The organism is Lamprobacter modestohalophilus (assembly GCF_016583905.1).
GTDB classification, from domain to species: domain Bacteria; phylum Pseudomonadota; class Gammaproteobacteria; order Chromatiales; family Chromatiaceae; genus Lamprobacter; species Lamprobacter modestohalophilus.
The window spans coordinates 42,062-67,931 of sequence record NZ_NRRY01000009.1; the positions used below are offsets into that span (position 1 = coordinate 42,062).

Below are 25,870 nucleotides of genomic sequence, written 5' to 3' on the forward strand. Positions count from 1 at the left end.
CGATAGTATGCTATCTGGCTCGGGACTCGCGCCAAGCCCGGTTCAGACGTCGGCGGTACGCATGGCAACAATCCAAACTGGACTCCTAGTCGTCGAGTTAGCACTTGAGCCCTGGGGCGCGGCTCAGGCGGGGCTGCTAGAGCAGCTGCCGGCTGAGGAGCAATCCCGCATCCTGCGCTATCGACGCGATGCCGACCGCTACCGCAGCCTCGCCGCGGCACTGCTGCCGCGTCTCCTGATCAGCCATCAGCGCGCACAGCCTTTAGCGCAGATCCATATCGAGCGCGGCCCGACCGGAAAGCCCTTTTACCCGGCCGATCCTCAGCTCCACTTCAACCTCTCACACTCAGGGCAGTTTGTCGCCCTCGCGCTCGGTACATCTCCGGTTGGCGTCGATGTCGAGCAGGTGCGCCCGACCAGAGACTGGGATGCCATCGCCAAGCGCTTCTTCACGGTCGAAGAACAGCAGTGGCTGGCCCGTTTCGATAACGCAGAGCGCAGACACCGCTTCGTCGCCCTCTGGAGCCGCAAAGAGAGCCTGCTCAAGGCCACCGGCGAAGGCATCGCCGGTGGCCTCAGCAGCTTCTGCGCCATCGCCGAAGACCATGCTGAGATTGAAATCGACCATCGCGGGCAACGCTGGTTCCTGCGCTCCTACCCAGCCCTGACCGGCTATGGACTCGCGCTTTGCTCGGGCGCGCCCGGTTTGCCACAGCCACTCCAAGCACAGGTGCGGGCAGCGCAATTCCTGGATGACATCAATCCAGCCATCGCGACGCTGGTCGCCATGCCTCGGGTTGCAGCGGATGCCAAGGCACCTTAGGCTGCATCATGCTGCATCATGACTCACATTGAAGACCCGAATTCAGATGACGCACCAGGGGTGTCCATGCTGATAACCACAAATAAGCTCGCGATGCCACCGCTGGTCAACACCAGCGCCGGCCATGAACGGCGCGTCGGGGTCGAGATCGAACTCAGCGGACTGACGCTCAGCGAAACCGCGGATCTGGTGCAAGAGACGCTCTTCGGCGCCGATGGTGGAGAAATGCTGCATCCCGGGCGCTACGAGGTCGCACTGCGCGGTGACCCCGCTGGCGACTGGGAGATCGAGCTCGACTTCGCCTACCTGAAAGCGCTCGGGCGGCGTGAGCGCAACGAGGACGACCTCGGCGGTGCGGTCGAAGGACTCGCCGAAGATCTGCTGCGCCTGGTCGCCGAGCGCATCGTGCCAGTCGAGGTCATCAGCCCACCGCTACCGCTCTCGCGGCTGGCCGAGTTCAACCTCATCATCGAGCGTCTGCGCGCCGCTGGAGCACGCGGCACCGCCGATGACCCTACCTACGCCTTCGGCATGCAGCTCAATCCTGAGATGCCGGCCACCGACGTCGACTGCATCCGCCAGTATCTGCAGGCCTTCCTCTGCATCGAAGACTGGCTGCGCGAGCGCGCCAAGGTCGATCTGACCCGGCGGCTCACCTTCTTCGCCGACCCTTTCCCGAAGGGCTATGTGCGCACCGCGGTCGCGCCCGGCTACTCGCCCAATCGCGCGCAGTTGATCGACGACTACCTCGATGCCAACCCAACCCGCAATCGTGCGCTCGACATGCTACCCCTCTTTACCCACCTCGATGAGGCGCGGGTGCGTGCGCAGGTCCAAGACGAGCGGGTCAAAGCACGACCTGCCTTGCACTATCGACTGCCCAATAGCGAGATCGATCAGCCCGACTGGGATCTCAATAGACCTTGGCAAGATTGGCTTGTCGTCGAGCAGCTGGCTGCAGAACCGGCACGACTCGATCAGCTCTGCGCCGCCTACAGCGCCTATCTCAGCAACCCTTTCGAGCGCCTGACCGGCGATTGGAAACAGACCTGCCAACAATGGCTCAGCGACAACGGACTCCTTTAATTGCCGTCACCGGCCCAACGCGTGGCTCGCACGCGCCCAAGCTCCTGGTTCAGCTTGCCTTGCGCCTCGCCGGTGCGCGCACCACATTGCTCACGCCGGCAAACCCAAAGTCGGAGATCCAAGATACAGCTGATGGGATCGTGATCACGGGTGGCCATGACGTCGACCCAGTACTCTATGCCGCCGCCCCCGAGGTGACGCCGAAATACGATCCAGAACGCGACGCGCTCGAATCGGCCGTCATCGATCGTGCACTCGAGCGCGGCCTGCCTGTGCTCGGCATCTGCCGCGGCGCCCAGCTGCTCAATGTGCGCCTCGGAGGAAACCTCTTCCAAGAGCTACGCTCACGCCGCAAGCACACCTCCAACCGCTGGACCATCTTTCCCCTCAAGACCCTCTGCATCGAGCCCGGAACCGAACTGCAGCGCCTGATGAGTAGCGACCGCGCCCGTATCAACAGCCTACACAATCAAGGCATTGACCGCCTGGGCGAAGGCCTGATCATCGCCGGCCGCGACCTCGACGGCATCATCCAAGCGATAGAGGCCCCCCTACGTCACTGCGTTCGCGGCGTCCAATGGCACCCGGAATTCCTTCTCTACAACCGCGGCCAACGCCAGCTCTTCAACAGCCTCGTCGCCGCCGCTCGACTCAGAAACACCCTATTAGAGACAGCGCAACCAAAGGGCCAGCATTGATCACAGCACGCTCGGCAAGCATCAGGCGAACTCGGTGACCAGGTCATCGCCCTGTAAATCGACCACTGGTACGCCTGAACGACTCGCTGCCAGCAAAAACTCAACGCGCCCCATACCGCACAGTCGGCCGGCTTTTCCCGATGAGATGCGGCCTTGCTCAAAGAGCTTAACGGCGAGCAAAAAACGCGCTTCGTCGGCAAAGTTAGCCGGCATTTCGGCAGCTGAGGGCAGCCCGGCGAGGGGGAGCTCGATGGTCAAGGTTGAGGATAGGACCGAAAAATCGGTAGATTAACGATGGCCAAGCGGGGGGCCAGATCGGGCTAAATTATAATCTATTGAATCTACTACAATTTATCCGCAGTATTGGCGGAGAGAGAGGGATTCGAACCCTCGATGAGCTATTAACCCATACTCCCTTAGCAGGGGAGCGCCTTCAGCCACTCGGCCATCTCTCCGGACAGGGTGGATTGTAGCAAAGTTTAGCGTGTTTGCGTTGATTTGGGTGGCGTTGCTGATGCTTCAGGGCACTGGAACCGCCCTGATCATCTAGGCCTGATGCAGGCCGGCGTGCCACCCGGATGTCTTAGGCGAACTGCAGAACTCGACTAGTCGTCGAGTCCTCGATCGTCTGCGACATGCTGCTCAGGGATACCTTGAGCCTGTTCGCGCTTGATCCGTTCGTAGATCTCTTCGCGATGCACTGCAACCTCGCGCGGAGCATTCACACCAATGCGAACCTGATTACCTTTGACGCCGAGCACCGTGACGGTTACTTCATCGCCGATCATCAGAGTTTCGCCAACGCGGCGGGTCAGTATCAACATAGCGGTCTATCCTTTATGTCCTTTTTTAAAGCCGAGCCGCGGTTCCCTTTCGTATCTTTAGGTCTCGCAGCCTGATTACCAATGCCTTGAACCCGGGCTCCGCTGTTGCGGGTGCCTGGGCCAAGCCACTCAAGAACAGAGTTTAGCAGTAGGCCCTAGTGCAATGCATCAATAGTTACCCTAGGGTTTGTCGAGCCCAAAGGCATCATGCAAGGCACGGACACCGAGTTCGAGATATTTCTCGTCGATCACCACTGAGATCTTGATCTCAGAGGTCGAGATCATGCGGATGTTGATGCCTTCGTGGGCTAAGGCCTCGAACATGCGGCTGGCAATACCCGCATGGGAGCGCATGCCAACGCCGACCAGACTCAACTTTACGATCTTTTGATCGCCGGTGACCTCGCGCGCCGAGAGTTGCTCAGCCGTCTCCTTCAACACCCGTAGGGCAGTCTCGTAGTCGTTGCGGTTGACGGTGAAGGTGAAGTCCGTCGTTGCCCCGTCAGAGCCGACGTTCTGCACGATCATATCGACTTCCACGTTAGCAGCAGAGATCGGGCCAAGTATCTTGTATGCAATACCCGGCTGATCCGGCACCCCCAGCACGGTGAGTTTCGCTTCATCCTTGGCGAAGGCAATGCCGGCGATCTTGGCGTCTTCCACGTTCTCCTCCTCGAGGCTGATCAGTGTGCCCTCCCCATCATGGAAGCTTGAGAGCACACGCAAAGGGACTTGGTACTTACCGGCGAACTCAACCGCGCGTATCTGCAACACCTTCGAGCCCAGGCTCGCCATCTCGAGCATCTCCTCGAAGGTGATGCGGTCGAGCTTGCGCGCGCGCGGCTCGATGCGTGGATCGGTGGTGTAGACCCCATCGACATCGGTATAGATCTGGCATTCGTCGGCCTTGAGCGCAGCAGCCATCGCGACCGCGGAGGTATCGGAGCCACCCCTACCGAGCGTGGTGATATTGCCCTCGCGATCGATGCCCTGGAAACCCGCGACCACCACCACCCGACCGGCGTCGAGATCGCTGCAGACGCGCGCGCCGTCGATATCGCTAATCCGCGCCTTGTTATGGGCGCTATCGGTCCGAATCTGCACCTGTGAGCCGGTGTATGAGCGGGCAGGACAACCGGCAGCCTCCAGCGCCATGGACAGCAACGCGATCGTCACCTGCTCACCGGTGGAGATCAGCACGTCCAGCTCGCGCGGCACTGGCTGCGGCTGGATGGCACGCGCCAGCCCGATCAAACGATCGGTCTCGCCAGACATCGCTGAAACGACGACGACCACCTGATGACCCTGGTCTCGCGTGCGCTTCACGCGCTCGGCGACGGCCTGGATGCGCTCCACCGAGCCCACCGAGGTGCCACCATATTTTTGAACGATTAACGACATCGATCGACTCGCGCCCTCACTGCTGCAATTGGACTAAGTTGCTGTCCATTTTCTACTTCCCGATGATCGCCAAACAGCGGTCCGCAAATCGGCAAGACGTTGATAGACACTTTGATAGACACTTTGACTAAGGCGGCATGAGCGTTCACAGAAACCGCTTAAGCTGCGGATGCCCGCTCTTTCACCCAGCTGCCGACCAGGTCCAGTGCGGCGGGGATACCCGCAGGATCAGTACCACCGGCCTGCGCCATATCAGGTCTGCCACCGCCGCGTCCACCGACCTTCTCAGCGGCCGCCTTGACCAGGTCGCCAGCCTTGAACCGGGCGACAAGATCCTTGGTCACGCCGGCGATCAGGTTGACCTTACCGTCACTCTCAGTGGCGAGCAAGACGATCCCAGAGCCGAGCTTGTTCTTCAGCTGATCAAGCGTGTCGCGCAGTGACTTTGCATCGACACCATCGAGCCGCGCCGCGAGCACCTTCACCCCATCGATCTCGATCACCGCGTCGGTCAGCTCGCTGCCGGCCGCGCTCGCGAGCTTGGCCTTGATCTGCTCCAGCTCTTTCTCTAGCCGGCGCGAGCGCTCGACCAGCGAGGCAACCTTGTCGTCGGCGTCGGTCGCGGCACCCTTTACAAGGGCAGCGATGCGCGCCAGTCGCTCCTCTTCTTCCTCGACCCAGCTCAGCGCGACATCACCGGCAACCGCCTCGATGCGTCGAACACCGGCACTGATACCGGTCTCGGAGACGATCTTGAACAGCCCGATATCCCCGACCGCACGCACATGGGTGCCACCGCAGAGCTCGGTCGAGAAATCCCCCATCCGCAGCACCCGCACCTGCTCAGCGTATTTCTCGCCGAACAAGGCCATGGCCCCCGAGGCCTTGGCATCCTCGAGCCCCATGATGCGGGTCTCGACCGTATGGTTCTCGCGCACCTCGCGATTCACCAGCCGCTCGATCTCGCGCAGTTGCTCGCGCGTCACGGGCTCGAAATGGGTGAAGTCGAAGCGCAGCCGCTCGGGCCCGACGAGCGAGCCGCGTTGCTGCACATGGTCGCCCAAGATCTGGCGCAATGCCGCATGCAACAGATGCGTCGCGGAGTGATGGAGCGCGATCGCGCGCCGCCGTGCACGGTCGACGCGGGCATCGACGCGATCACCCACCGTCAGCTCGCCCTCGAGCAAGCGCCCAATATGGCAGATGACCCCGCCCTGCTTCTGGGTATCCTGGACCTCGAAGCGCGCGGTCTCTGTGGTTAAGGTGCCGCGGTCGCCAACCTGGCCGCCGGACTCGGCATAGAACGGCGTCACGTCGAGCACCAGCAGTGCTTCTTGTCCAGCCTTGATGTGATCCTGCGGCTCACCATCCTGGTAGCAGATGATGACCGTGGCCTGATCGACAAGGCCCTCATAGCCGGTGAAATCGGTCTCACCCTCGATGTCGAGCTGAATCACAGCGCCAGCCCCGAACTGGCTGGCCGCCCGCGCGCGCTCCTTCTGCGCTGACATGGCTCGCTCGAAACCGGCCATGTCGAGGGTCAGGGCGCGCTCACGGGCGATATCCGCAGTCAGATCAGCCGGGAAGCCATAGGTGTCGTACAGGCGGAAGACCGCCTCGCCGGGGATCTCGGTGCCTTCCAACTGGGCGGCGATCTCATCGAAGATCCGGAGCCCCTGCTCTAGGGTATCGGCGAAACGCTCCTCCTCGGTGCGCAAGACACGCTCGACATGGGCGCGCCGCTCACGCAGCTCTGGATAGGCATCGCCCATCTGTTCGACGAGCGGCTCGACTAGGCGCCAGAAGAACGGCGCCGTCTGCCCCAACTGATAGCCGTGACGAATGGCCCGACGAATAATCCGCCGCTGCACATAGCCACGACCTTCGTTACCGGGCGTGACCCCATCGATGATCAGGAAGGCGGCCGAACGAATATGGTCGGCAATCACGCGTAGCGATTTGTTGCCGAGATCGGCACAGCCGGTGACCTCGGAGGCGGCGCGGATCAGCGCCTGAAAGAGGTCGATCTCGTAGTTGCTGTGCACGTCCTGCATCACTGCGGCCAGCCGCTCGAGCCCCATCCCGGTGTCGACCGAGGGGCGCGGCAACGGATGCAGCTCGCCGTTGGCATCGCGATCGAACTGCATGAAAACCAGGTTCCAGATCTCGACGTAGCGATCGCCGTCTTCGTCTGGCGAGCCGGGCGGACCGCCTGGGATCTCCGGGCCATGGTCGTAGAAGATCTCAGAGCAAGGGCCGCAGGGTCCGGTTTCGCCCATGGACCAGAAGTTGTCTTTCTCACCGCAGCGCGAGAAGCGCGCCGGGTCGGCGCCGATCTCGTCGAGCCAGATGCGGGCCGCTTCGTCGTCATCGGTGTAAACCGTGATCCAAAGCCGATCGGCCGGCATCTCGAGCGTCTTGGTCAAGAGCTCCCAGGCAAAGCCGATCGCCTCGCGCTTGAAGTAGTCGCCGAAGCTGAAGTTGCCGAGCATCTCGAAGAAGGTGTGATGGCGGGCGGTGTAGCCGACGTTCTCCAGATCATTGTGTTTACCGCCGGCGCGCACACAGCGCTGGGAGCTGACAGCCCGACTGTAGGAGCGCTTTTCGCGGCCGAGGAAGACGTCCTTGAACTGCACCATGCCGGCATTGGTAAACAGTAAGGTCGGGTCGTTCCCAGGCACCAGCGGGCTGCTCTCGACCGGGGTGTGGTCGCGCTCGGCGAAAAAATCGAGAAAGGCCTGACGAAGCTCGGCACTGCTCTTCATAGATCGCTCTTCATTGTGGGCTCTGCATAGAGGGTGGGCTCTGAATAGAGGTCAGAAAACGGGCAATCAGGTGCGACGGGAAGCCACGATACTCGAGGAAGCGGGAGCGCTTGGCCAGCTCGCGGCGGTCGCTAATAGGCTCATCGCCAAAACGCTTACGATAGGCCAGACGGAGGGACTCGACGAGACTCGCTTCTTCTTGATCCAGGTAAGGTTGAATCTGCTCGTCCGAAAGCCCCTTTTCGCGCAGCTCGAAGCGGATACGCACTGGACCGAAGCCCTTACCGAGCCGCTCGGCGACATAAGCGGCCATCAGCCGCTCTTCGCTGAGCAGGTCGTTAGTGACCAGCGCATCGAGCACAGTCTCGACTTCGGCCGCCGGATAGCCACGCTGGCGTAGCTTGCGCGCAAGCTCCAGGCGGCTGTGCTCGCGCGTGGTCAGCAGCTTGAGCGCGCGACTCTGGATCTCGTCGCGCAGCGCCCCCGCGGGCAGGGGCTCAGCCGGGGCCGGATCACCCATCGGCGGCGACCTTAGCAGCCTTCGTCTCTTTGGTTTCCTTGGCCTCCTTGGTCTCCTTAGCCTCCTTAGCCTCCTTAGCCTCGCCAGCAGCACCGGCTGCCAACGGTTTTGCCGTTTCAGCCTCAGCCTCGGCCTGGGTCGGCTTCGGCTTTGGCAACAACGCCTCGCGGACCTTGGTATCGATCTCAGCGGCGAGATCCGGATTCTCTTTCAGGAAGTTGCGCACATTATCCTTGCCCTGCCCGATCCGATTGCCATCGTAGCTGTACCAGGCGCCGGACTTGTCGATGATGCCAGCACCGACCCCGAGATCGACCATCTCACCCTCGCGCGAGATGCCCTCACCGTAGAGGATATCGAACAGGACCTCGCGGAACGGCGGCGCCACCTTGTTCTTGACCACCTTGACACGGGTCTCGTTGCCAACCACCTCGGCGCCGCGCTTGATCGAGCCGATCCGGCGGATATCCAGCCGCACCGACGCGTAGAACTTGAGTGCATTGCCGCCCGATGTGGTCTCCGGGGAACCGAACATGACGCCAATCTTCATCCGAATCTGGTTGATGAAGATGACGATGGCGTTCGAGCGTTTGATATTGGCGGTCAGCTTGCGCAACGCCTGCGACATCAGGCGCGCCTGCAGGCCGACATGCGAGTCGCCCATCTCACCCTCGATCTCGGCCTTCGGCGTCAGCGCTGCCACCGAGTCGATAACCACCATGTCGACCGCGCCAGAGCGCACCAGCATATCGGTGATCTCGAGTGCCTGCTCCCCCGTATCTGGCTGCGAGACCAGCAGTTCGTCCATATTCACGCCGAGCTTCTCGGCATAGGTCGGGTCGAGGGCATGCTCGGCGTCGACGAAGGCTGCCGTGCCGCCGGCACGCTGGGCCTCGGCCACCGCATGCAGCGTCAGGGTGGTCTTGCCTGAGGATTCAGGTCCGTAGATCTCGACCACACGCCCGCGCGGTAGGCCGCCGATCCCGAGCGCAATATCGAGACCCAAGGAGCCGGTCGACACAGCTTCGATGTTCGGGATAGCGCCGGCGTCGCCCATGCGCATCACTGAGCCCTTACCGAACTGCTTCTCGATCTGGCCTAACGCAGCCGCCAGCGCCTTCTTGCGATTTTCGTCCATTGGTCATCCCCCACCAGGTTAGAGACGCCGCCCTCGCTTGGTCGACGCGCTGTTTCGCGGGATTATCCCACAGTGCACCGGATGCCACACCCGCTGGAATCGGTGCTCAGGCCGATGCTCAAGCATGAGCCCAATCGGTGATGAGCACCCGCAGCGCGTGCGCGACCGACTGCCGGCGCACCTGGTCGCGATCGCCAGCAAACATCTGCGTCTCGGCCTTGACCTGGCCCGCTCGGGCCCAGCCGAAGCAGACCGTGCCGATCGGCTTCGCTGGCGTGCCACCGCCGGGACCGGCAATGCCGCTGACGGCGACGGCCAGGGTTGCCCGGCTGCGCGTCAGCGCGCCACACGCCATCTCGCGCACCACGGCCTCGCTGACCGCGCCCTGTTGCGCCAGGGTGTCGGCGCCAACGCCGAGCATCTCTTGCTTGGCGTCGTTGCTGTAGGTGACGAAGCCACGGTCGAGCCAGGCACTGCTGCCAGCAATATCAGTCATGCACTTGGCAATCCAGCCGCCGGTGCAAGATTCGGCGGTGACCAATCGATCGCCGCTCGCTTGCAAACAGCGGCCAAGCTCAGCGGCCAGGCCATCAAGATCCATGCTCATCAGGTCGCTCATCAGGTCGCTCATGATGTCACTCATCGGGTCACTCATCAGGTCACCCAATCAGATCACGCATCAGGTCCCTCATTTGTCGCTGCAAGATTTAACACCACTCTTTAGGATGCGGGGCAGTCAGCCCCCTAAACAAGCTAGGAGTCAATCATGTCCGAAGAATCGATCCTCTGCGAGCACAACCCACCGCCGGCCAAGCTCGAGGTCCTCGGCATCGAGGGCTGGCCAGTCTGGAAGAAGGAGCCATCCTCGTTCGACTGGACCTATCACCAGCGCGAGACCTGCTATGTCGTTCGCGGCACCTTCAGTGTGACGCCCGAGGGTGGCGAGCCCGAGCACTTCAAGCGCGGCGACCTGATCACCTTCCCCGCGGGGATGAGCTGCCGTTGGGAGATCACCGCCCCGGTCGAGAAACACTATCGGCTCGATTGAGTGTGCCTGATTTCGAGACGACTGATCGAGGCGACTGATCGAGACGCCTGACTTCGAGTCTGTCTGGGGGACGGCTAATCGCTCATGCTGCCGGTTTGATAGCCGGCCAGGTCCATGGTGACATACCGGAAGCCGAAGCGCTGAATGCCCTCGATGACCGTCGCCGCATCGGTAAGCAGTCGCTCGCGCTGCACCGGTGCCACCTCGATGCGGGCAAGCTCGCCATGGCAGCGAACCCGCACCCAGGTGTAGCCCAGCTCGAGCAGAAAGCGCTCGGCCTCCTCGATGCGCTGCAGCTGCTCCATCGTAAACCGAACATTGAACCCGATGCGGGTCAGCAGGCAGGCGTTAGTCGGCTTATACCAGGTTGGCAGGTCCATCTCGCGGGCGATCTGCCGTACCGCGGCCTTGTCGATACCGAGCTCGATAAACGGGCTGCGAATGCCGAGCTCCCGTAAGGCGCGCAAACCGGGACGCTGCTCATCGGCGTCATCGGTGTTGCTGCCATCGACTAGGCCGGAAAAGCCGAAGTCGACCGCGCTCTGCAAGAGCTGCGTATACATCGAACGCTTACATCGATAGCAGCGATCAGTCGGGTTGACCTCCATACCAGCCGGCATCGGCATCTCGACCAGCTCATGACGAACATCGAGCCTGGCGGCCAGCGCCACCGCATCGCCGATCTCTTGCCGCACCATATAAGGGGTGACCGCGGTTAGCGCGATCACCTGCTCACGACCAAGATGCTTGCGCAACAGCGCAAGCAGTAAGGTGCTGTCGGCACCTCCCGAGAAGGCAACTGCCGCCATCCCCAGCGCCTCGACCCGCTCGATCAGTGCACCATGGCCATGCTCCATCGTGCTCCTCCCTCTCCAATGCGTTTGAGTGCTTGTCCGTCGGCCCAGACTCATTGGCCTGGACTCGTTCTCTGTCGGACGCGGCCGGGAGTATACGCTGGGCGTCCCTTCAGTCACAGTCCAGCGCTGATTTGGCAGATCGACCGGAGACAGGTCACAATGGCTGGAGCCGGACCGATCTGCATCGGACCACCGGCCCAAGACAGACCAGCTCACCATCGCTGGGCTCACAATACACAATAGACCGATGCCGCCGCCTAGGGCTCGGCTCCGAGGGGAGATTTCCTAAAAATGCGTTCCAAGTCGTTGCTGAAACAGTCGTTGCTGAAACTGCCATTGCTCACGTCCTTTCTTGCCTGCTTCCTCGCGCTGACCACCATCACCGCGAGCGCTCAGACGATCAGCATCTCAGACACTGTGCTGAAGATGCCGCTGGCCGAGGATGTGTCGATGGACGATGCCGTCGACTCGATGAAACTTCGCGCCAATGCGTTGAACTTCAAATTGGTCGCAGAACTGCCACTCTCCAAAGAACTGGAGGCGATGGGCGTCGAGTCTGGACGCATCGGCATCTACCAGTTCTGCGATGCCCGTATCGCCAACGAAATGCTGCAGTTCAACCCGGACTTCGCCGCTTACCTGCCCTGCCGCATCGCGCTGATCGAAGACACCAACGGCAAGGCCTGGCTGGTGACGCTGGATCTCGGCAAGATCATCCCGGGCGCCAATCTGCCGCCGGAGCTGATGGAAAAGGCCGAGCTGGTGCGTGACAATATCGAGTCGATCATGACCGCAGGCGCCAACGGCGACCTATAAACCGATCAGCATCCAGCTGGTACCGAGCCTCGGCACTTGCTGGATGCGGCGGCGACGAAGCCGAGCGCCGCAAACCCTGCCGCGACGCTGTAGGTCCAGCTGGCACCAACGGCTGACCAGAGCAGTCCACTGGTCAGACTACCGAGCGCCCCGCCGACACCAAAGCTGATGCTGTTATAGAGGGCTTGGCCGCGGGCCTGGGTCAGGCCCGGGAAATAGCGGTGCGTCAGGTGGATAGCCGAGGCGTGAAAGACGCCAAAGCTGGCGGCATGGAGCGACTGAGCGGCAATCTGCAACGCCACGATGTCGACGAACAGACCAATCAGCAGCCAGCGCAGCACCGCGAGCGCCAGACTCCATAAGATCAGCGCGCGCACTGAACCGCTCCAACAACCGGTGCATCCGCAAGAAGACCAACACCTCGATGACCACACCGAAGGCCCAGAGCGCGCCGACGGCACTGTCTGAATAGCCTTCAGCCTCGAGATAGATCGAATAGAAGGCGTAATAGGCCCCGTGGCTCGCCTGCATCAACAGGCAAGCGGCGAGAAAGAACAGCACCTCGCGCTGCCCTAACAGGCGCCACAAGGAAAGCTGCTCAGCGGCGACATGGGCATGTGGGCAATCCGGCACCAGCATGACACTGAGCAGGATGCCGCCGAACAGCAGCAGCACCGCGATGGGAACTACGCCGGAGCCTGCCTGCTGCTGCCACCAGCCAACCGCCAGTACCACCAGAATAAAGCCGATGCTGCCCCAGACCCGCACCTGCGCGTAACGACTGACCCGCGTGCCGAGGTGGTTGAAGGTCACGGCCTCGATGAGCGGCAGTGGCCCATTCCAGAAGAAGCTCCAGATCGCCATGGTCAGCGCCATGGGCCAAAAGCCCTCGGCCCAGAACACCGCAGTGAAGCTCAGGAGGGCGAGGAGCGCGCCGAGGCGCACGATGAGCATGCGCTGACCACGCCAATCGGCCAGCGTGCCGAAGAGGTTGGGAGCGACAATCTTGGTGCCCATCAAGATCGCCATGAGCACGCCGATGGCAACCGGCTCAAACCCGCGATCGCGCAGATAGGGGCCCCAGAACGGCACTAGGGCGCCGAGTGAGGCGAAATGGAAGAAGTAGTAGCTCGACAGACGCGCGTAAGGCATCGGCTCAGCCAGACGCAAAGGCCGGTTTATGGCGCTTGCGCGGGGATGGGTGCCAGCGGGGGAACCACTTGGGCATTCTGTGCGCGATGCCGCAGCAGATGGTCGGCCAGCACCAAAGCCAGCATCGCCTCTGCAATCGGCGTCGCGCGAATACCGACGCAGGGATCATGTCGACCCTTGGTGATGACCTCAGTCGCGGCGCCGGTGATGTCGACCGTGCGACCCGCTAGGCGGATGCTCGAGGTCGGCTTCAGGGCGAGGCGAGCGACGATGTCTTGTCCTGTGGAGATACCGCCGAGCACACCGCCGGCGTTGTTGGAGAGGAAACCCGCTGGGGTCATCTCGTCGCGATGCTCGGTGCCGTGCTGAGCAATACTCGCGAAACCGGCGCCGATCTCGACCCCTTTGACGGCATTGATGCTCATCAGCGCGTGGGCGATGTCGGCATCGAGGCGGTCAAAGATCGGCTCGCCCAGGCCTGGCGGCAGGCCGGTGGCAATGACGCTGACCTCGGCGCCGATCGAATCGCCGGACTTTCTCAGCTCGTCCATGTAGGCCTCGAGCTGCGCAACCTCAGCTGCTCCACCGCAGAAGAACGGATTCTGCTCGACCTGCTCCCAGGAGAAGGCCGCATCCCCTGGCACCGGCAGCTTGATCGGCCCGAGCTGCGAGAGAAACCCGCGCACCTCGATCTGCGCCAAGCGCCGCAATGCGACCTTGGCAACCCCACCGGCGGCGACGCGGATCGCGGTCTCGCGCGCTGATGAGCGCCCGCCACCGCGATAGTCGCGGCGACCGTATTTCATGGTGTAGCTGTAATCGGCATGACCCGGCCGAAACTGCGCCGCGATCTCGGAGTAGTCCTTGGAGCGCTGGTCCTGGTTCTCGATCAGCAAGCCGATCGGCGCCCCGGTGGTCTCGCCCTCGAACACGCCCGAGAGGATACGCACCTGATCCGACTCACGCCGCTGCGTGGTATGGCGCGACTTGCCGGGTGCGCGACGGTCCAGATCGCCTTGCAGATCGGCCTCGCTCAGCGGCAGCCCAGGTGGACAGCCATCGACGATGCCGCCGATCGCCGGGCCGTGGCTCTCGCCGAAACTGGTGACGACGAACGAGCGCCCGAAGCTATTGCCTGACACGGTGATCGACTGCCAATCGTTGATTAATAAGCTGGAGGGGCAACCATGTCCTGGTCGGTGAGCCAGGCATTGCCCTTGGCCAAGACATCACGGGACAGGGTACTGGTGGCCTGATGCAGCCTGATACCGTTGAGGATGTAGTCATAACGCGCAGAGAGATAGTTGAACTCAGCCTCGAAGAGGTTTCGCTGGGCGTTCAGGACGTCAACCTGGGTACGGGTGCCGACCTCGAGCCCAGCCTCGGTCGATTCCAACGAGCTACGCGCTGAGACGATCGCCGCTTGCCGCGCCTTGACATCGCTGATGCTCGAGAGGATGCCGCGAAAGGCGTCTTTGACCTGGTTGGCCACCGCACGGCGTTGCTGGTCGAGCCGATCTTGCGCGGCGCGAAACTGATGTCCCGCTTGGCGGGTCGATGAGGCGACCGCCCCACCCTGGTAAATCGGGATATTGACGTTGAGGCCGATGAAGCCGGAGTCGGTGTCGGTGCCAAACTCTTGGCCGGTGCGCGACAGGTCATATCCGGCCTGCATGTCTACGCTTGGATAGTAGCCCGAACGCTGGATCTCGATGTTTTTGCGCGCCGCTTCGGCGGCCGCCTTGGCTGCTGCGATGTCGAAGTTGTTGGCCAACGCGGTCTCAGCCCAAATGTTGATATCGTTGGGCTCGGGCGGCGATAGGGGCAGGCGGTCACCGAGCCTCGCCAACGGCACCTGAATCGGACCAACGATGCGGCGTAGGGCCTCCCAGGCGTTGTTCAGATCATTCTCGGCCGTGATCAGGTTGGCACGCGAGCGGTCGAATGCAGCTTGGTTATCGTTGACGTCGGTGATCGCGACGAGCCCCACTTCAAAGCGTTGTTTGGACTGCTCCAACTGGCGCTCGTCGGCGGCGACCAGGGCCTCTTGTACTCGCACCAGATCAGAGGCCCTGAGGACGGCGAAGTAGGCATCCGTGGTGCGCACCATAAGATCGATCTCGGCGCTCTGATACTGAGCCTCGGCTTGGGCGATGGTGTCGTCGGACTGGCTCAGGCGCATCCAATCGCCGCGGTTATAAACCGATTGCGAGACAACAGCCGAGAGATTACTGCGATCGAAGGTGTCGTTACGGGTGAAGCTGCCCTGCGTTGGATTGCTACCCCGCGACTCGACGTTGTTGTAATCGACGCTACCGCTGATGCCGAAATTCGGCAACAAGAGCGCCTTCGCCTGCGGCTTGACCTCACGTGTCGCATAGAAATTTTGCTCGGCCTCGCGTAATGACGGATCACTGCTGACCGCGAGATCGTAGATCTGTAACAGATCTTCGGCCTCGGCCTGCGTGGCCAGTAGGAGCGCTGGGAGCGCGAGCGTGCAGAGCAACGCGAGCGGGCTTGGAGCCCTGCGGAGCGATTTCATTCTTATCTCCGGTCATTTCCGTTGGAGAGGAGGCGCGACCTCAGGGAGCTTGATCAGCCGCACGATGGCGCGAGTATAGGCGAGCGCCCCAATCGGCCACAATGTCAGGAAATACCTGAACACTAAATTGACAACCGTCAGCACCGAGCACGAGCGCGCGAGAAGTGACGGCAAGCCCCCATGTCGTGATCATGCGAATCAGCCTACCATCCCCGTCACGCAATCGCAGCGCAGATGCGGATTCAAGACAGATGCCCACCCAGCAACAGACGCCGCCAGTTGGCGGCGATCGCACGCACAAGCGCTCTGCCACACGCTCTGCTAGCCCCTCTGTCAAGCCATCCGCAACGGAGCAACCACAACACTATCACTGGCGCGATCTTCTTCACATGTTGCGCCAGCACCGACGCGAGCTGGCGCTGGCAAACCTAATCGCCATCCTTGGCACCCTGGCTGCAGTGCCGATCCCGCTGCTGATGCCGATCTTGGTTGACGAGGTCCTGCTCGACAAGCCAGGCGCTGCCACGGAACTGATGAACAGTCTGTTCCCGCAGAGCTGGCAAGGTCCAGTGCTCTCTATCCTGGCCATGCTCTGCCTCACCGTCCTCCTACGCTTCGTCTCGTTGGGATTGCAGGTTTGGCAAACGCGCGAATTTACGGTCATCGCCAAAGATGTGATCTACCGCATCCGTCGCGACCTGCTGACACGGCTGCAACGCGTCTCGATGGCAGAGTACGAGATCCTCGGCAGTGGCACCGTGGCCTCCTACCTAGTGACGGATCTTGATGCCATCGACCGCTTCGTTGGCAGCGCAGTGTCGAAGTTCTTGGTGGCCGTGCTCAGCATTCTTGGAACCGCCATCATCCTGCTCTGGATGCATTGGCAGCTTGGGCTGTTCATCCTGCTGTTGAACCCGCTGGTGATCTATCTCACCACAGTATTCGGGCGCCGCGTCAAGGAGATGAAGCGGCGCGAGAACAGCGCCTACCAGGCCTTCCAAGAGAGCCTCGCCGAAACCCTCGACGCTATCCAGCAGATCCGCGCTGGCAATCGTGAGGGCTTCTATATCGCCCGCAGCATCGCCACTGCAAACCGGATGCGCCACTTCTCGAGCCTCTTCACTTGGAAGAACGAGGCCGCAAACCGCCTATCGTTCATGGTGTTCTTGGTCGGCTTTGATCTGTTTCGGGCCGTCAGCATGCTGATGGTGCTGTTCTCTGGCCTGAGCATCGGTGAGATGCTGGCGGTCTTCGCCTACCTCTGGTTCATGATGGGCCCGGTGCAGGAGGTCTTGAACGTTCAGTACGAATTCCACGCCGCCGATGCCGCCTTGCGTCGTGTCAACCGGCTAACACAGATGCATCAGGAGCCGGCCTATCCGCACCGGCAGAATCCGTTCGTCGGCAAGACCACGGTCAGCGTCAGGCTTGAAGACGTACGCTTCGCCTATGGCGACGGGCCAAACGTGCTCGACGGCATCGATATCAGCATCGCCGCTAGCGAGAAGCTGGCCATTGTCGGCGCCAGTGGCAGCGGCAAGACCACCCTGGTGCAAGTCCTGCTCGGGCTCTATCCGCCCACCGCCGGGCGCATCCTGTTCGACGCCGTGCCGGTGCAGGAGATCGGCATGGATGTGGTGCGCGATCAGGTCGCGACCGTCCTCCAACATCCGGCGCTGTTCAACGACAGCGTGCGGATGAATCTGACGCTCGGCCGCGAGATCGCCGACGCCCAGCTCTGGCAGGCGCTGGAGATCGCCCAGCTCGATGGCGTGATCCGCAAGCTCGACAATGGGCTCGATCAACGCGTCGGCCGCGATGGAGTGCGCCTCTCCGGCGGCCAGCGCCAGCGCATCGCGATCGCGCGCATGGTGCTCGCCGACCCAAAGGTGGTGATCCTCGATGAGGCCACCTCGGCGCTCGATAGCGCCACTGAAGGGCGTTTGCACCTGGCGTTAGAGGCCTTTCTCGCCAGCCGTACCACGCTGATCATCGCGCACCGGCTCAGTGCTGTGCGTCGGGCAGATCGCATCCTCGTGCTAGAGCGTGGCCGCATCGTCGAACAGGGCCAGCATGACGACCTGATAGAGCGCGGCGGACCCTACGCCGCGCTCTATGCGCGCCAACGCGGCTAGTGTTCGTCGCTCGCCACTCGTCACCACCCCCGGATAATCAGCCGATTGCCGCATGATAAGGTTCATGATGCAGCGCCACCCTGGGAGAACAAGCGATTGATTCCAGTTTCAAGGCAGGTTGCTGCCAGTGCGCTAGTTCGAGCCTGGCCCTAACTGAACCTACCCCTTGAGAGCCCGTCCCTGTGAAGCAGCTATGAATAACGGCAAAATCATTGCCAGCGAGTTCCGACCGCCTTGGTGGCTGAAGAACCCCCATCTGCAGACGCTCTTGCCAAAGCTGATGATGCACCTCAGCCTTCCCAGCCGCTCAGGTAGAACCGACAGCGGTGGCAAACAAACGCAGGCCCTCCTCGAACGGCGCCGCATCGAGCTTGCAGACGGAGACTTCATCGACCTCTCGATGAGCACCGCCCAAGCGGGTCCGCGCGTGCTCATCATTCATGGGCTCGAAGGTGGGCTCGATTCACACTACGCGGCGCGCTTAGTCAATCGGCTTGCGCAAAACGGCTTCCAACCCGTCTTCATGCACCTGCGTGGCGCCAGCGGCGAGCCCAACCGACTCGCGCGCTCTTACCACTCCGGCGCGACCGACGATCTGCGCGCCGTGCTCGAAGCCTTGGCCAAAGACCCTGAAGGACCGCTACTGGCCGCGATCGGCTTTTCGCTCGGCGGCAATCTTCTGCTCAGATACCTGGGCGAGTCCGACGACCCGTTACTCGAGCGTGCCATCGCGGTCTCGGTGCCCTTCGTGCTGCGCGACGCCATGTTGCGGCTCGAGCTTGGCTTCGCCCGGTTCTACCGCGGTTATCTGGTCAGCCGCCTCAAGGCCAGCTATCGACAGAAGTTCGCACAGCGGTCGTCACCGCTCAGCGTCGATCTGGATCAGATCCAGGACTTCAACCAGTTCGACGACCAGATCACCGCGCCGCTGAATGGCTTCGCGGGCGTCTTCGACTACTATCAGCGTGCAAGCTGCCGCGGTTATCTGCGCCAAATCCACACGCCAACCCTGATCATCCACGCCGCCGATGATCCGTTCATGTTTCCGAGCACGGTCCCGTTCGCGCATGAGCTTGGACCCGGCATCCAGCTTGAGCTCTCGGCGCATGGTGGCCACGTCGGCTTCATTGCAGCCCGCGGCGCTGGCTTCTCCACCGGGTGGCTTGAGTCGAGGATTCTGCGTGCGCTTGGTTAAGCGCTGCGGCGATCAGCGCATCCGCGCCACAGCGGCGGTCAGCGCGACCAAGGTCCATGCCCTCTGCGCCAGTGCTGCGATGAGACATCAAGAACACGCCTGAGACATCAAGAACCCGCCCGTAAGCGCTGCTGAGAGGTTGCCTGCCGCATGCCAATAAGCCCCCTGAATGTCGAACGTCAACGCCTCGAGGACCAACGCCAGGGCAAGGCGGATTGGCGCCTCTGGGGACCTTATCTCGCCGAGCGCGCCTGGGGCACGGTGCGCGAGGACTACAGCGCCGACGGCGAGGCCTGGGCCTATTTCCCGCATGATCATGCGCGCTCGCGCGCCTATCGCTGGAGCGAAGACGGGCTCGGTGGCCTCTGCGATGAGCAGCAATACCTGTGCCTCGCGCTCGCGCTCTGGAACGGCCGGGACCCCTTTCTCAAAGAACGCACCTTCGGTCTGACCAACGCCGAGGGCAATCGCGGCGAGGACGTCAAGGAGGTCTACTTCTACCTCGACGCAACGCCAAGCCACAGCTGGCTGCGCTACCTCTACCGTTACCCGCAGCGGGCCTTCCCGTATCAGTCGCTGATCGACGAGAACGCGCGCCGGGGCCGCGATGCAACACCCTTCGGACTCATCGAGGCTGATGCCTTCGCTGAGAACCGCTTCTGGGATCTCGAGGTCTGCTATGCGAAAGCAAGCCCGACGCAGATCCATGCCCGCATCTCGGCCACCAACCAAGGCCCGGAGCCAGCCGAACTACATGTTCTGCCGACCTGCTGGTTCCGCAACACCTGGAGTTGGGGACAACCGCATGCGGACCTCTGGGGCGACGCCGCCGAGGCCCGTGCTCGCGCTGAGGCGCAGCACCTGGACACTGACCCGCAACGCCCGGTCATCCGCGCCATCGAGCCACCAAGTGGCGCCGATTGGGCGCTTCAGAGCGAGCACCCCTGTTTGGGCACCCAGTTCATCTACGGCCGCGCTGCTGATAGAGAGCGCCCGCCCGAGCTGCTATTCACCGAGAATGAATCCAATGCCAAGCGCCTCTGGGGCGGTGAGAACGCCAGCCCTTACGTCAAGGATGCCTTCCATCGCTTCCTGGTCGATGGCGACGCCAGCGCCGTCAGCCCCGCCCGCACCGGCACCAAGGCCGCGGCCTGTTATCATTTGCGCGTCGAGCCAGGCAGTACTCAGACCCTGGAGCTGGTGCTGACCGCCGAACCGCTCGACACCCCCTTTGCCGACAGCGATACGCTGTTCCGCACAAGGCGGGCCGAGGCCGACGCCTTCTACCAGCATCTGCTCCCCGAGGCCGAGGGCGCCGATGCCCAGATCCTACGCCAGGCCCTGGCCGGGATGATCTGGAGCAAGCAGTTCTATCATTACGACGTCGCGCGTTGGCTCGACGGCGACACCATAACCCCACCGACCGAGCGCCGCCAAGGCCGCAATCGGCATTGGCGCCATGTCCGCGCGCGCGATGTGCTCTCGATGCCGGATGCCTGGGAATATCCCTGGTTCGCGGCCTGGGACCTCGCCTACCACTGCGTCGCGCTAGCGCTGGTCGACGTCGACTTCGCCAAGGAACAGGTCGAGCTGATGCTCTCCGATCGCTACATGCACCCCAATGGCCAGGTACCGGCCTACGAATGGGACTTCGGCGATGTCAACCCGCCAGTACTGGCGATGGCCGCGATCAAGGTCTTTCGCGCCGAGCGCATCCAGCGTGGCAGCGGTGATCACGGTTACCTGAAGCGCGTCTTTCACAAGCTGTTGCTGAACTTCTCCTGGTGGATCAACCGCAAAGACGCCGAGGGCAACAACCTGTTCGAGGGTGGTTTCCTCGGCCTCGACAACATCTCGGTCTACGATCGCTCCCGAGCCCTACCTGCCGGTTATCAGCTGAAGCAGGCCGATGCCACCGGCTGGATGGCGCATTTTGCGCTGAAGATGACCCTGATCGCGCTCGAGCTCTGCGTCGAGGACCCGCAGTACGAGGACATCGCCATCCACTGCTACAAGCAATTCCTCGCCATTGCCGAGGCTGTGGCCGGGAGCGAGGAGACCGGCACCCCGTCGCTCTGGGACATGGATCAAGGCTTCTTCATGGACCTGCTCGAAACGCCTGAGGGTGCGCATCGCATCCCGGTCTACTCTTGGGTCGGGCTGATCCCGCTGTTCGCGGTCGAGATCGTCAACCGCCGCATGCTCAACCATGCACCGCGCTTCGAGCGGCTGCTGAAAGAGCACAAGGGCGGGCTGTTCCGCGGCAGCTATGTCTGCGCCTGCCCGGACTGGGAGAACGAGCGCGGCGAGCGGCTGCTGTCGCTGGTCGACCATTCAATGCTGCCGCGCATCCTCAAACGCCTGTTGGACGAGGCGCAGTTCCTCTCCGCCTTCGGCGTCCGCAGCCTGAGCCGGGTGCATGCCAAGGATCAGAACCTCGGCTTTATTCCCGGCATCGGCAATGCGCTCATCGACTATGTGCCGGGCGAATCGATCTCGCCGATGTTCGGCGGCAACTCGAATTGGCGCGGCCCGGTCTGGCTGCCGACCAACTATTCACTGATCTCATCGCTGGAGCGGTTCCACCGCTTCCTCGGCGACGAATTCACCGTTGCGGTGCCCTGCCTCGGCGGCAAGCGGCTCAACCTGAACGAGATCGCAAGCCTGATTGCCGATCGGCTGAGCAATCTCTATCGGCATCGCAACGGCGAACGCGTCCCCGCGCTGAGCGGCCACTGGCCGACTGACGATGATCGGCACTGGCACGACCTGCTCGCCTTCCACGAGTATTTCCACGCCGAGACCGGTGCCGGCTTGGGCGCGTCGCATCAGACCGGCTGGACCGGCCTGCTCGCCAACCTAGTCATGCGTCACTATCAACGCGACGTCCGACCTTGGAGCGGCCTCGACAGCGGCGAGACGCCGAGCTTGATCGACGAGATTGCGTAGCGGAGGAGGAAGGTCGGCAAGCGGGTCGGCAAGCGGGTCGGCAAGCGGGTCGGCAGGCAGACCGGTCGGACTAGACTGGCTCGAAGCCCCCAGGATTGTCGGCGAGCGTCATCATCGATACCCTTGCGACTGGCGCGGACATCGTGCGCGCCTGACAAACAGATCACCTTGACAGCCTCAGTTCAGACAACGCGCAGGCATTGAAAATGCTGGACCTGTCCAGATTTGGTGCCGGTAGCCTGTCGGACATCACGAAGATAACCAACGCATGCGAAAGAAGATCGCCGTTATCGGCAGCGGTATTGCCGGTTTGGCCGCAACCTGGCTCCTCAGGCGACAACACCAAGTCACGCTGATCGAGCGCAACGACTACGTCGGTGGACATACCCATACCATCGACGTCGACGATGATGGTCAGCCACTCGCGGTCGACACGGGCTTCATCGTCTATAACATCGCCAACTATCCGCTGCTGACGCGCCTGTTCGATGTGCTTGGCGTCGCGACGCGTGAGAGCGATATGTCGTTCTCGGCCTCGATCGGCCCCGGCGAGATCGAATACTCGGGCGACAGCCTGAACACCTTATTCGCGCAGCGCCGCAACCTGGTCAGCCCGAGCTTCCTGCGGATGGTTGCGGACCTGGTTCGCTTCAATCGGCGCTGTAAGGGCATGCTGCGCGACGGCGGCTTCGATGGGCTCAGCGTGGGCGAGCTCCTCGCCCGCGAGCGCATGAGCGACAGTTTCCGTGACCACTTCCTGCTGCCGATGGCGGCCGCGATCTGGTCATGTCCGACGCGGACCATGTTGGATTTCCCGGCAGAAAGCCTGGCGCGGTTCTTCAGTAACCATGGCCTGCTGAACCTGATCGATCGGCCGCTTTGGCGCTCGGTCACCGGCGGCAGCTCACGCTATGTGGATCGTTTTCTGGAAGAGATCAGGCCAGAGCAGGTGCGCCTCGATGCGGCTCAGTCGGTCCGACGGACCGAGCAGGGAGTCGAGGTCAGTTTGGCATCCGGTGATCATCTAATGTTCGACGATGTCGTGCTGGCCTGCCATGCCGATCAGGCGCTGGCACTGCTAGAACAGCCGAGCGCCGCCGAACAGACGCTGTTGGGTTGTTTCCGCTATCAGCCAAACCCGACGTATCTGCATACCGACATCGGCCTGATGCCGCAGCGCCGACAGGTCTGGTCGTCCTGGAATTATCTGTCGCAAGTAGGTCAGGACGGCTCGCGCGCGGTCTCGGTGACTTACTGGATGAACCGTCTGCAAGGGCTCAAGACCAGCAAGGACTATCTGGTCTCACTCAATCCCCTGCGACCACCGGCCGACGAGCAGGTCATCGCCGAGATGAGCTACGATCATCCGGTCTTCGACCAGGCGGCGATGGATGCGCAGCCGCGGCTAGCGGAATTACAAGGCCAAGACCGCATTTGGTACTGCGGCAGCTACTTCGGCTATGGCTTTCATGAGGATGCGTTGGCCTCAGCGGTGGCGATGGCCGATCGATTCGGAGTCGACACCTCGATGCTGACCACGGCGGAGCCAACCCGATGAGCGAGACCCCGCATCGCATCTACTTCACTCAGGTGATGCACCGGCGACTGTTCCCGGTGCAATATCGCTTTACCTACAAGGTCTTCAGCCTGCTATTGGACTTGGATGCGCTAGACCGCGTGCCGTCGCTGCTGGGCACCCACAAAGGCTTTGGCCTATTGCGCTTCGCGGCCGAAGACCATGGCCCGCGCGATGGCTCAGCGTTGCGGCCCTGGGCCGACCAACTGCTGCGCGAGCACGGCATCGAGCTCGCGGGCGGGCGCATCCGCCTGCTCTGCATGCCGCGGGTGCTCGGGTTCGGCTTCAACCCGCTCAGCCTCTGGTACTGCGAGCACGCCGACGGGCAGCTACGCGCGGTCTTGGCCGAGGTCAGCAACACCTTTGGCGACTCGCACTTCTACCTGCTTGCCAACGGCGGCAAGCCGCTGGCCTGGCCGGTTCGCGACACGGCCTCGAAATGCTTCTATGTCTCGCCACTGATGGAGGTGGCAGGCGAATATCGGTTCCGGCTCGCCGAGCCCGATGAGAAGCTCGGTGTGTTCATTCGCCAGTTCCACAAGGACGGCCGCCTCGAGCTGGTCGCGACCCAGTCCGGCGCTGGTGAGCCACTCAGCAACCGCGCCATGTGGCGGGCGTTGCGGCGCACCCCATTGATGAGTTTCAAGGTGATGGTCGCCATCCATTGGCAGGCCTTGAAGATCTGGCTGCGCGGTGCGCGCTATGTTCCAAAACCCGACTCTGCCCATCCAAAGGTGACCTGATGGCAAGCGATAAGACGGCCGAGGCCGCCCTACCCCGACTCCAGCAGCCGCTGTTCGGGCCGGTTCTGCGCACCTTGCTGAAGCCGGTGATCTGGCCGATCACCAGGCTGTTCGACCGCATCGCCGCCGGCCAACTGCGGCTCCGGCTCGGCGGCCGCAGCTACCTGCTCGATAGCGAGCGGGAGGGACCGCTGGCGGAGATCGATATCCGACGTCCGCTGCGGATGGCGCGGCGGTTGGCAACCAAGGGCCATCTCGGGCTCGGCGAGAGCTGGATGGCCGGCGACTGGGACAGCCCAGACCCGACCGCCGTCCTGCACCTGCTTGCGGTCAATGAGCATCGCTGGCGCGAGCGCCAACGCGGTGGTCCGCTGCACCGGTTATTGTCGCCGCGGCGCCATCAGCGGCGCAGCAATACCCGCACCGGCAGCCGGCGCAACATCGCCTATCACTACGACCTTGGTAACGATTTCTACCAGCTCTGGCTCGACCCAAGCATGACCTACTCCAGCGCTGTCTATCGCGCCGACGCTGATGACGTCTCGAGTACCGACGCCAGCGCCGCCCTTAAAGCCGTCCATACCGAGCCAGGCTCGGCGCCGACGCTGCGGCGGCCGACCGCGCAGCCGCACTCAGGCGCGGCACGCAATGCCGTCACCGACTCGTGCCTAGACCCGACGTCAACGGCAGACGACCGATCAAACCGAGGCGCAACCCCCGTATCAACCATCGAGCCAACAGCGGGGCCAACAACCGGGCCAGACGGCGGAATCGCCGTTCCCCGTCAGACTGCAGCGCTAAGCCGGAGAACAGCGCCAAGTCAGACCACAGCGCTGAGTGACGATGACGACGACCAAACCCTCGCGCAGGCGCAGCGACATAAATATCAGCGCCTGCTGACGATGCTCGATGCCAAGCCCGGCCAACGGCTGTTGGAGATCGGCTGCGGCTGGGGCGCGATGGCCGAAGCAGCGGCTGAGCAAGGGCTGCACCTCACCGGCATCACGCTCTCGGAGGAACAGCTGGCTTGGGCCAACTCGCGCTTCAGCGGCAGCCCGCTCGCCGCCCAAATCGAGCTGCGGCTGCAGGACTATCGCGATGTCACCGAAACCTTCGATCACATCGTCTCGATCGAGATGTTCGAGGCCGTTGGAGAAGAATATTGGCCAACCTACATGGACACGCTGCGAGAGCGTCTGCGCCCAGGCGGTACGGCTGCGCTGCAGGTGATCACCATCGCCGACGATATCTTTGACGACTACAAAGCGAGCCCAGATTTCATCCAGCACTACATCTTCCCAGGCGGCATGTTGCCGACGGTCGGCCGCTTCGACGCGGCAGCACAGGCGGCCGGGCTCGAGATCACTGAGCGCAGCTTCTATGGCAAGGACTACGCGCGCACCCTGCGGGCATGGCATCGGCGCTTCCTCAAGCGCGAAACCGAGGTACGCGCATTGGGCTATGACGAACGCTTCATCCGCATGTGGCGCTATTACCTCTCTTACTGTGAGGCCGGATTCCTAGACGACCGCATCGATGTGATGCAGGTCGCGCTGCGGCACCGAGGCAGCATCTGAAACCGCGCTGAAAACGGTGTCACTG

At 62.5% G+C, this 25,870-nt stretch carries 21 protein-coding genes, 1 tRNA gene and 1 pseudogene; 11 read left to right on the top strand and 12 right to left on the bottom strand.

Going from position 1 to position 25,870, the window contains the following annotated elements:
- Positions 1 to 61 precede the first annotated feature (61 nt).
- The 3 genes from CKO42_RS07685 (at position 62) to CKO42_RS07695 (ending at position 2,607) form a co-directional block, all read left to right on the top strand.
- Entirely contained in the window at positions 62 to 823 is a 762-nt protein-coding gene (locus CKO42_RS07685; protein WP_200241475.1) for a 4'-phosphopantetheinyl transferase family protein, read from the top strand.
- A gap of 66 nt (positions 824 to 889) precedes the next feature.
- A complete protein-coding gene (locus tag CKO42_RS07690; protein WP_200241478.1) occupies positions 890 to 1,909 on the top strand; it encodes an amidoligase family protein in 1,020 nt (339 codons plus the stop codon).
- Positions 1,882 to 2,607, top strand: coding sequence for a gamma-glutamyl-gamma-aminobutyrate hydrolase family protein (locus CKO42_RS07695; protein ID WP_200241481.1), 726 nt, complete (start codon positions 1,882 to 1,884; stop codon positions 2,605 to 2,607). Before CKO42_RS07690 ends, CKO42_RS07695 begins: the two co-directional genes overlap by 28 nt.
- A gap of 21 nt (positions 2,608 to 2,628) precedes the next feature.
- On the opposite strand, the gene CKO42_RS07700 is transcribed toward CKO42_RS07695, so the two are convergent.
- The 8 genes from CKO42_RS07700 to pncC form a co-directional block, all read right to left on the bottom strand.
- On the bottom strand, positions 2,629 to 2,865 hold the full coding sequence (locus CKO42_RS07700; RefSeq protein ID WP_242479205.1) for a UPF0175 family protein: 237 nt from the start codon (positions 2,863 to 2,865) through the stop codon (positions 2,629 to 2,631).
- Between the two features lie 106 nt (positions 2,866 to 2,971).
- Positions 2,972 to 3,062: transfer RNA gene (locus CKO42_RS07705), tRNA-Ser, on the bottom strand.
- 150 nt (positions 3,063 to 3,212) lie between these two features.
- Positions 3,213 to 3,431 carry a carbon storage regulator CsrA gene (csrA, locus tag CKO42_RS07710; protein ID WP_200241484.1) on the bottom strand — a complete coding sequence of 73 codons (219 nt, stop codon included), beginning with the start codon at positions 3,429 to 3,431 and terminating at the stop codon, positions 3,213 to 3,215.
- A 180-nt stretch (positions 3,432 to 3,611) separates the two neighbouring features.
- Complete coding sequence (locus CKO42_RS07715) at positions 3,612 to 4,832, bottom strand: aspartate kinase (RefSeq protein WP_200241486.1); 1,221 nt, start codon at positions 4,830 to 4,832, stop codon at positions 3,612 to 3,614.
- 158 nt (positions 4,833 to 4,990) lie between these two features.
- Entirely contained in the window at positions 4,991 to 7,597 is a 2,607-nt protein-coding gene (gene alaS, locus CKO42_RS07720; RefSeq protein WP_200241488.1) for an alanine--tRNA ligase, read from the bottom strand.
- 10 nt (positions 7,598 to 7,607) lie between these two features.
- Positions 7,608 to 8,117 (bottom strand): regulatory protein RecX, encoded by a 510-nt coding sequence (locus CKO42_RS07725; protein WP_200241490.1) that lies wholly within the window; start codon positions 8,115 to 8,117, stop codon positions 7,608 to 7,610.
- Positions 8,110 to 9,255 (bottom strand): recombinase RecA, encoded by a 1,146-nt coding sequence (gene recA, locus CKO42_RS07730; RefSeq protein WP_200241492.1) that lies wholly within the window; start codon positions 9,253 to 9,255, stop codon positions 8,110 to 8,112. Before recA ends, CKO42_RS07725 begins: the two co-directional genes overlap by 8 nt.
- A 118-nt stretch (positions 9,256 to 9,373) precedes the next feature.
- A complete protein-coding gene (gene pncC, locus CKO42_RS07735) occupies positions 9,374 to 9,898 on the bottom strand; it encodes a nicotinamide-nucleotide amidase (protein WP_242479206.1) in 525 nt (174 codons plus the stop codon).
- Positions 9,899 to 10,021: 123 nt separating this feature from the next.
- Here pncC and CKO42_RS07740 point away from each other — a divergent pair, with 123 nt between their 5' ends.
- On the top strand, positions 10,022 to 10,303 hold the full coding sequence (locus CKO42_RS07740) for a cupin domain-containing protein (protein ID WP_200241494.1): 282 nt from the start codon (positions 10,022 to 10,024) through the stop codon (positions 10,301 to 10,303).
- Between the two features lie 74 nt (positions 10,304 to 10,377).
- Here CKO42_RS07740 and larE read toward each other — a convergent pair whose 3' ends face one another.
- Positions 10,378 to 11,160 carry an ATP-dependent sacrificial sulfur transferase LarE gene (larE, locus tag CKO42_RS07745; RefSeq protein WP_200241510.1) on the bottom strand — a complete coding sequence of 261 codons (783 nt, stop codon included), beginning with the start codon at positions 11,158 to 11,160 and terminating at the stop codon, positions 10,378 to 10,380.
- 291 nt (positions 11,161 to 11,451) lie between these two features.
- Here larE and CKO42_RS07750 point away from each other — a divergent pair, with 291 nt between their 5' ends.
- Positions 11,452 to 11,976: a DUF302 domain-containing protein gene (locus CKO42_RS07750; RefSeq protein WP_200241514.1), complete on the top strand. Its 525-nt coding sequence runs from the start codon at positions 11,452 to 11,454 to the stop codon at positions 11,974 to 11,976.
- 5 nt (positions 11,977 to 11,981) lie between these two features.
- Here the strand turns inward: CKO42_RS07750 and CKO42_RS07755 are convergent.
- The 3 genes and pseudogenes from CKO42_RS07755 to CKO42_RS07765 all read right to left on the bottom strand — a co-directional run bounded on the left by CKO42_RS07755 (position 11,982) and on the right by CKO42_RS07765 (position 15,670).
- A pseudogene (locus tag CKO42_RS07755) lies at positions 11,982 to 13,128 on the bottom strand (MFS transporter).
- 26 nt (positions 13,129 to 13,154) lie between these two features.
- Positions 13,155 to 14,270 carry a chorismate synthase gene (gene aroC / locus CKO42_RS07760; protein WP_200241528.1) on the bottom strand — a complete coding sequence of 372 codons (1,116 nt, stop codon included), beginning with the start codon at positions 14,268 to 14,270 and terminating at the stop codon, positions 13,155 to 13,157.
- A gap of 23 nt (positions 14,271 to 14,293) precedes the next feature.
- Complete coding sequence (locus tag CKO42_RS07765; protein ID WP_200241531.1) at positions 14,294 to 15,670, bottom strand: TolC family outer membrane protein; 1,377 nt, start codon at positions 15,668 to 15,670, stop codon at positions 14,294 to 14,296.
- A 389-nt stretch (positions 15,671 to 16,059) separates the two neighbouring features.
- On the opposite strand from CKO42_RS07765, the gene CKO42_RS07770 reads away from it, so the two are divergent.
- The 6 genes from CKO42_RS07770 (at position 16,060) to CKO42_RS07795 (ending at position 25,845) form a co-directional block, all read left to right on the top strand.
- Positions 16,060 to 17,805, top strand: coding sequence for an ABC transporter ATP-binding protein (locus CKO42_RS07770; RefSeq protein ID WP_242479207.1), 1,746 nt, complete (start codon positions 16,060 to 16,062; stop codon positions 17,803 to 17,805).
- A 193-nt stretch (positions 17,806 to 17,998) separates the two neighbouring features.
- A complete protein-coding gene (locus CKO42_RS07775) occupies positions 17,999 to 19,000 on the top strand; it encodes a hydrolase (RefSeq protein WP_200241538.1) in 1,002 nt (333 codons plus the stop codon).
- 150 nt (positions 19,001 to 19,150) lie between these two features.
- Positions 19,151 to 21,949, top strand: a complete 2,799-nt coding sequence (locus CKO42_RS07780; RefSeq protein WP_200241541.1) for an MGH1-like glycoside hydrolase domain-containing protein — start codon at positions 19,151 to 19,153, stop codon at positions 21,947 to 21,949.
- 268 nt (positions 21,950 to 22,217) lie between these two features.
- Positions 22,218 to 23,507, top strand: a complete 1,290-nt coding sequence (locus tag CKO42_RS07785) for an NAD(P)/FAD-dependent oxidoreductase (RefSeq protein ID WP_200241557.1) — start codon at positions 22,218 to 22,220, stop codon at positions 23,505 to 23,507.
- Complete coding sequence (locus tag CKO42_RS07790; RefSeq protein ID WP_200241561.1) at positions 23,504 to 24,268, top strand: DUF1365 domain-containing protein; 765 nt, start codon at positions 23,504 to 23,506, stop codon at positions 24,266 to 24,268. The genes CKO42_RS07785 and CKO42_RS07790 overlap by 4 nt, the downstream gene beginning before the upstream one ends.
- Positions 24,268 to 25,845: an SAM-dependent methyltransferase gene (locus CKO42_RS07795; RefSeq protein ID WP_242479208.1), complete on the top strand. Its 1,578-nt coding sequence runs from the start codon at positions 24,268 to 24,270 to the stop codon at positions 25,843 to 25,845. Before CKO42_RS07790 ends, CKO42_RS07795 begins: the two co-directional genes overlap by 1 nt.
- Positions 25,846 to 25,870: the final 25 nt, after the last annotated feature.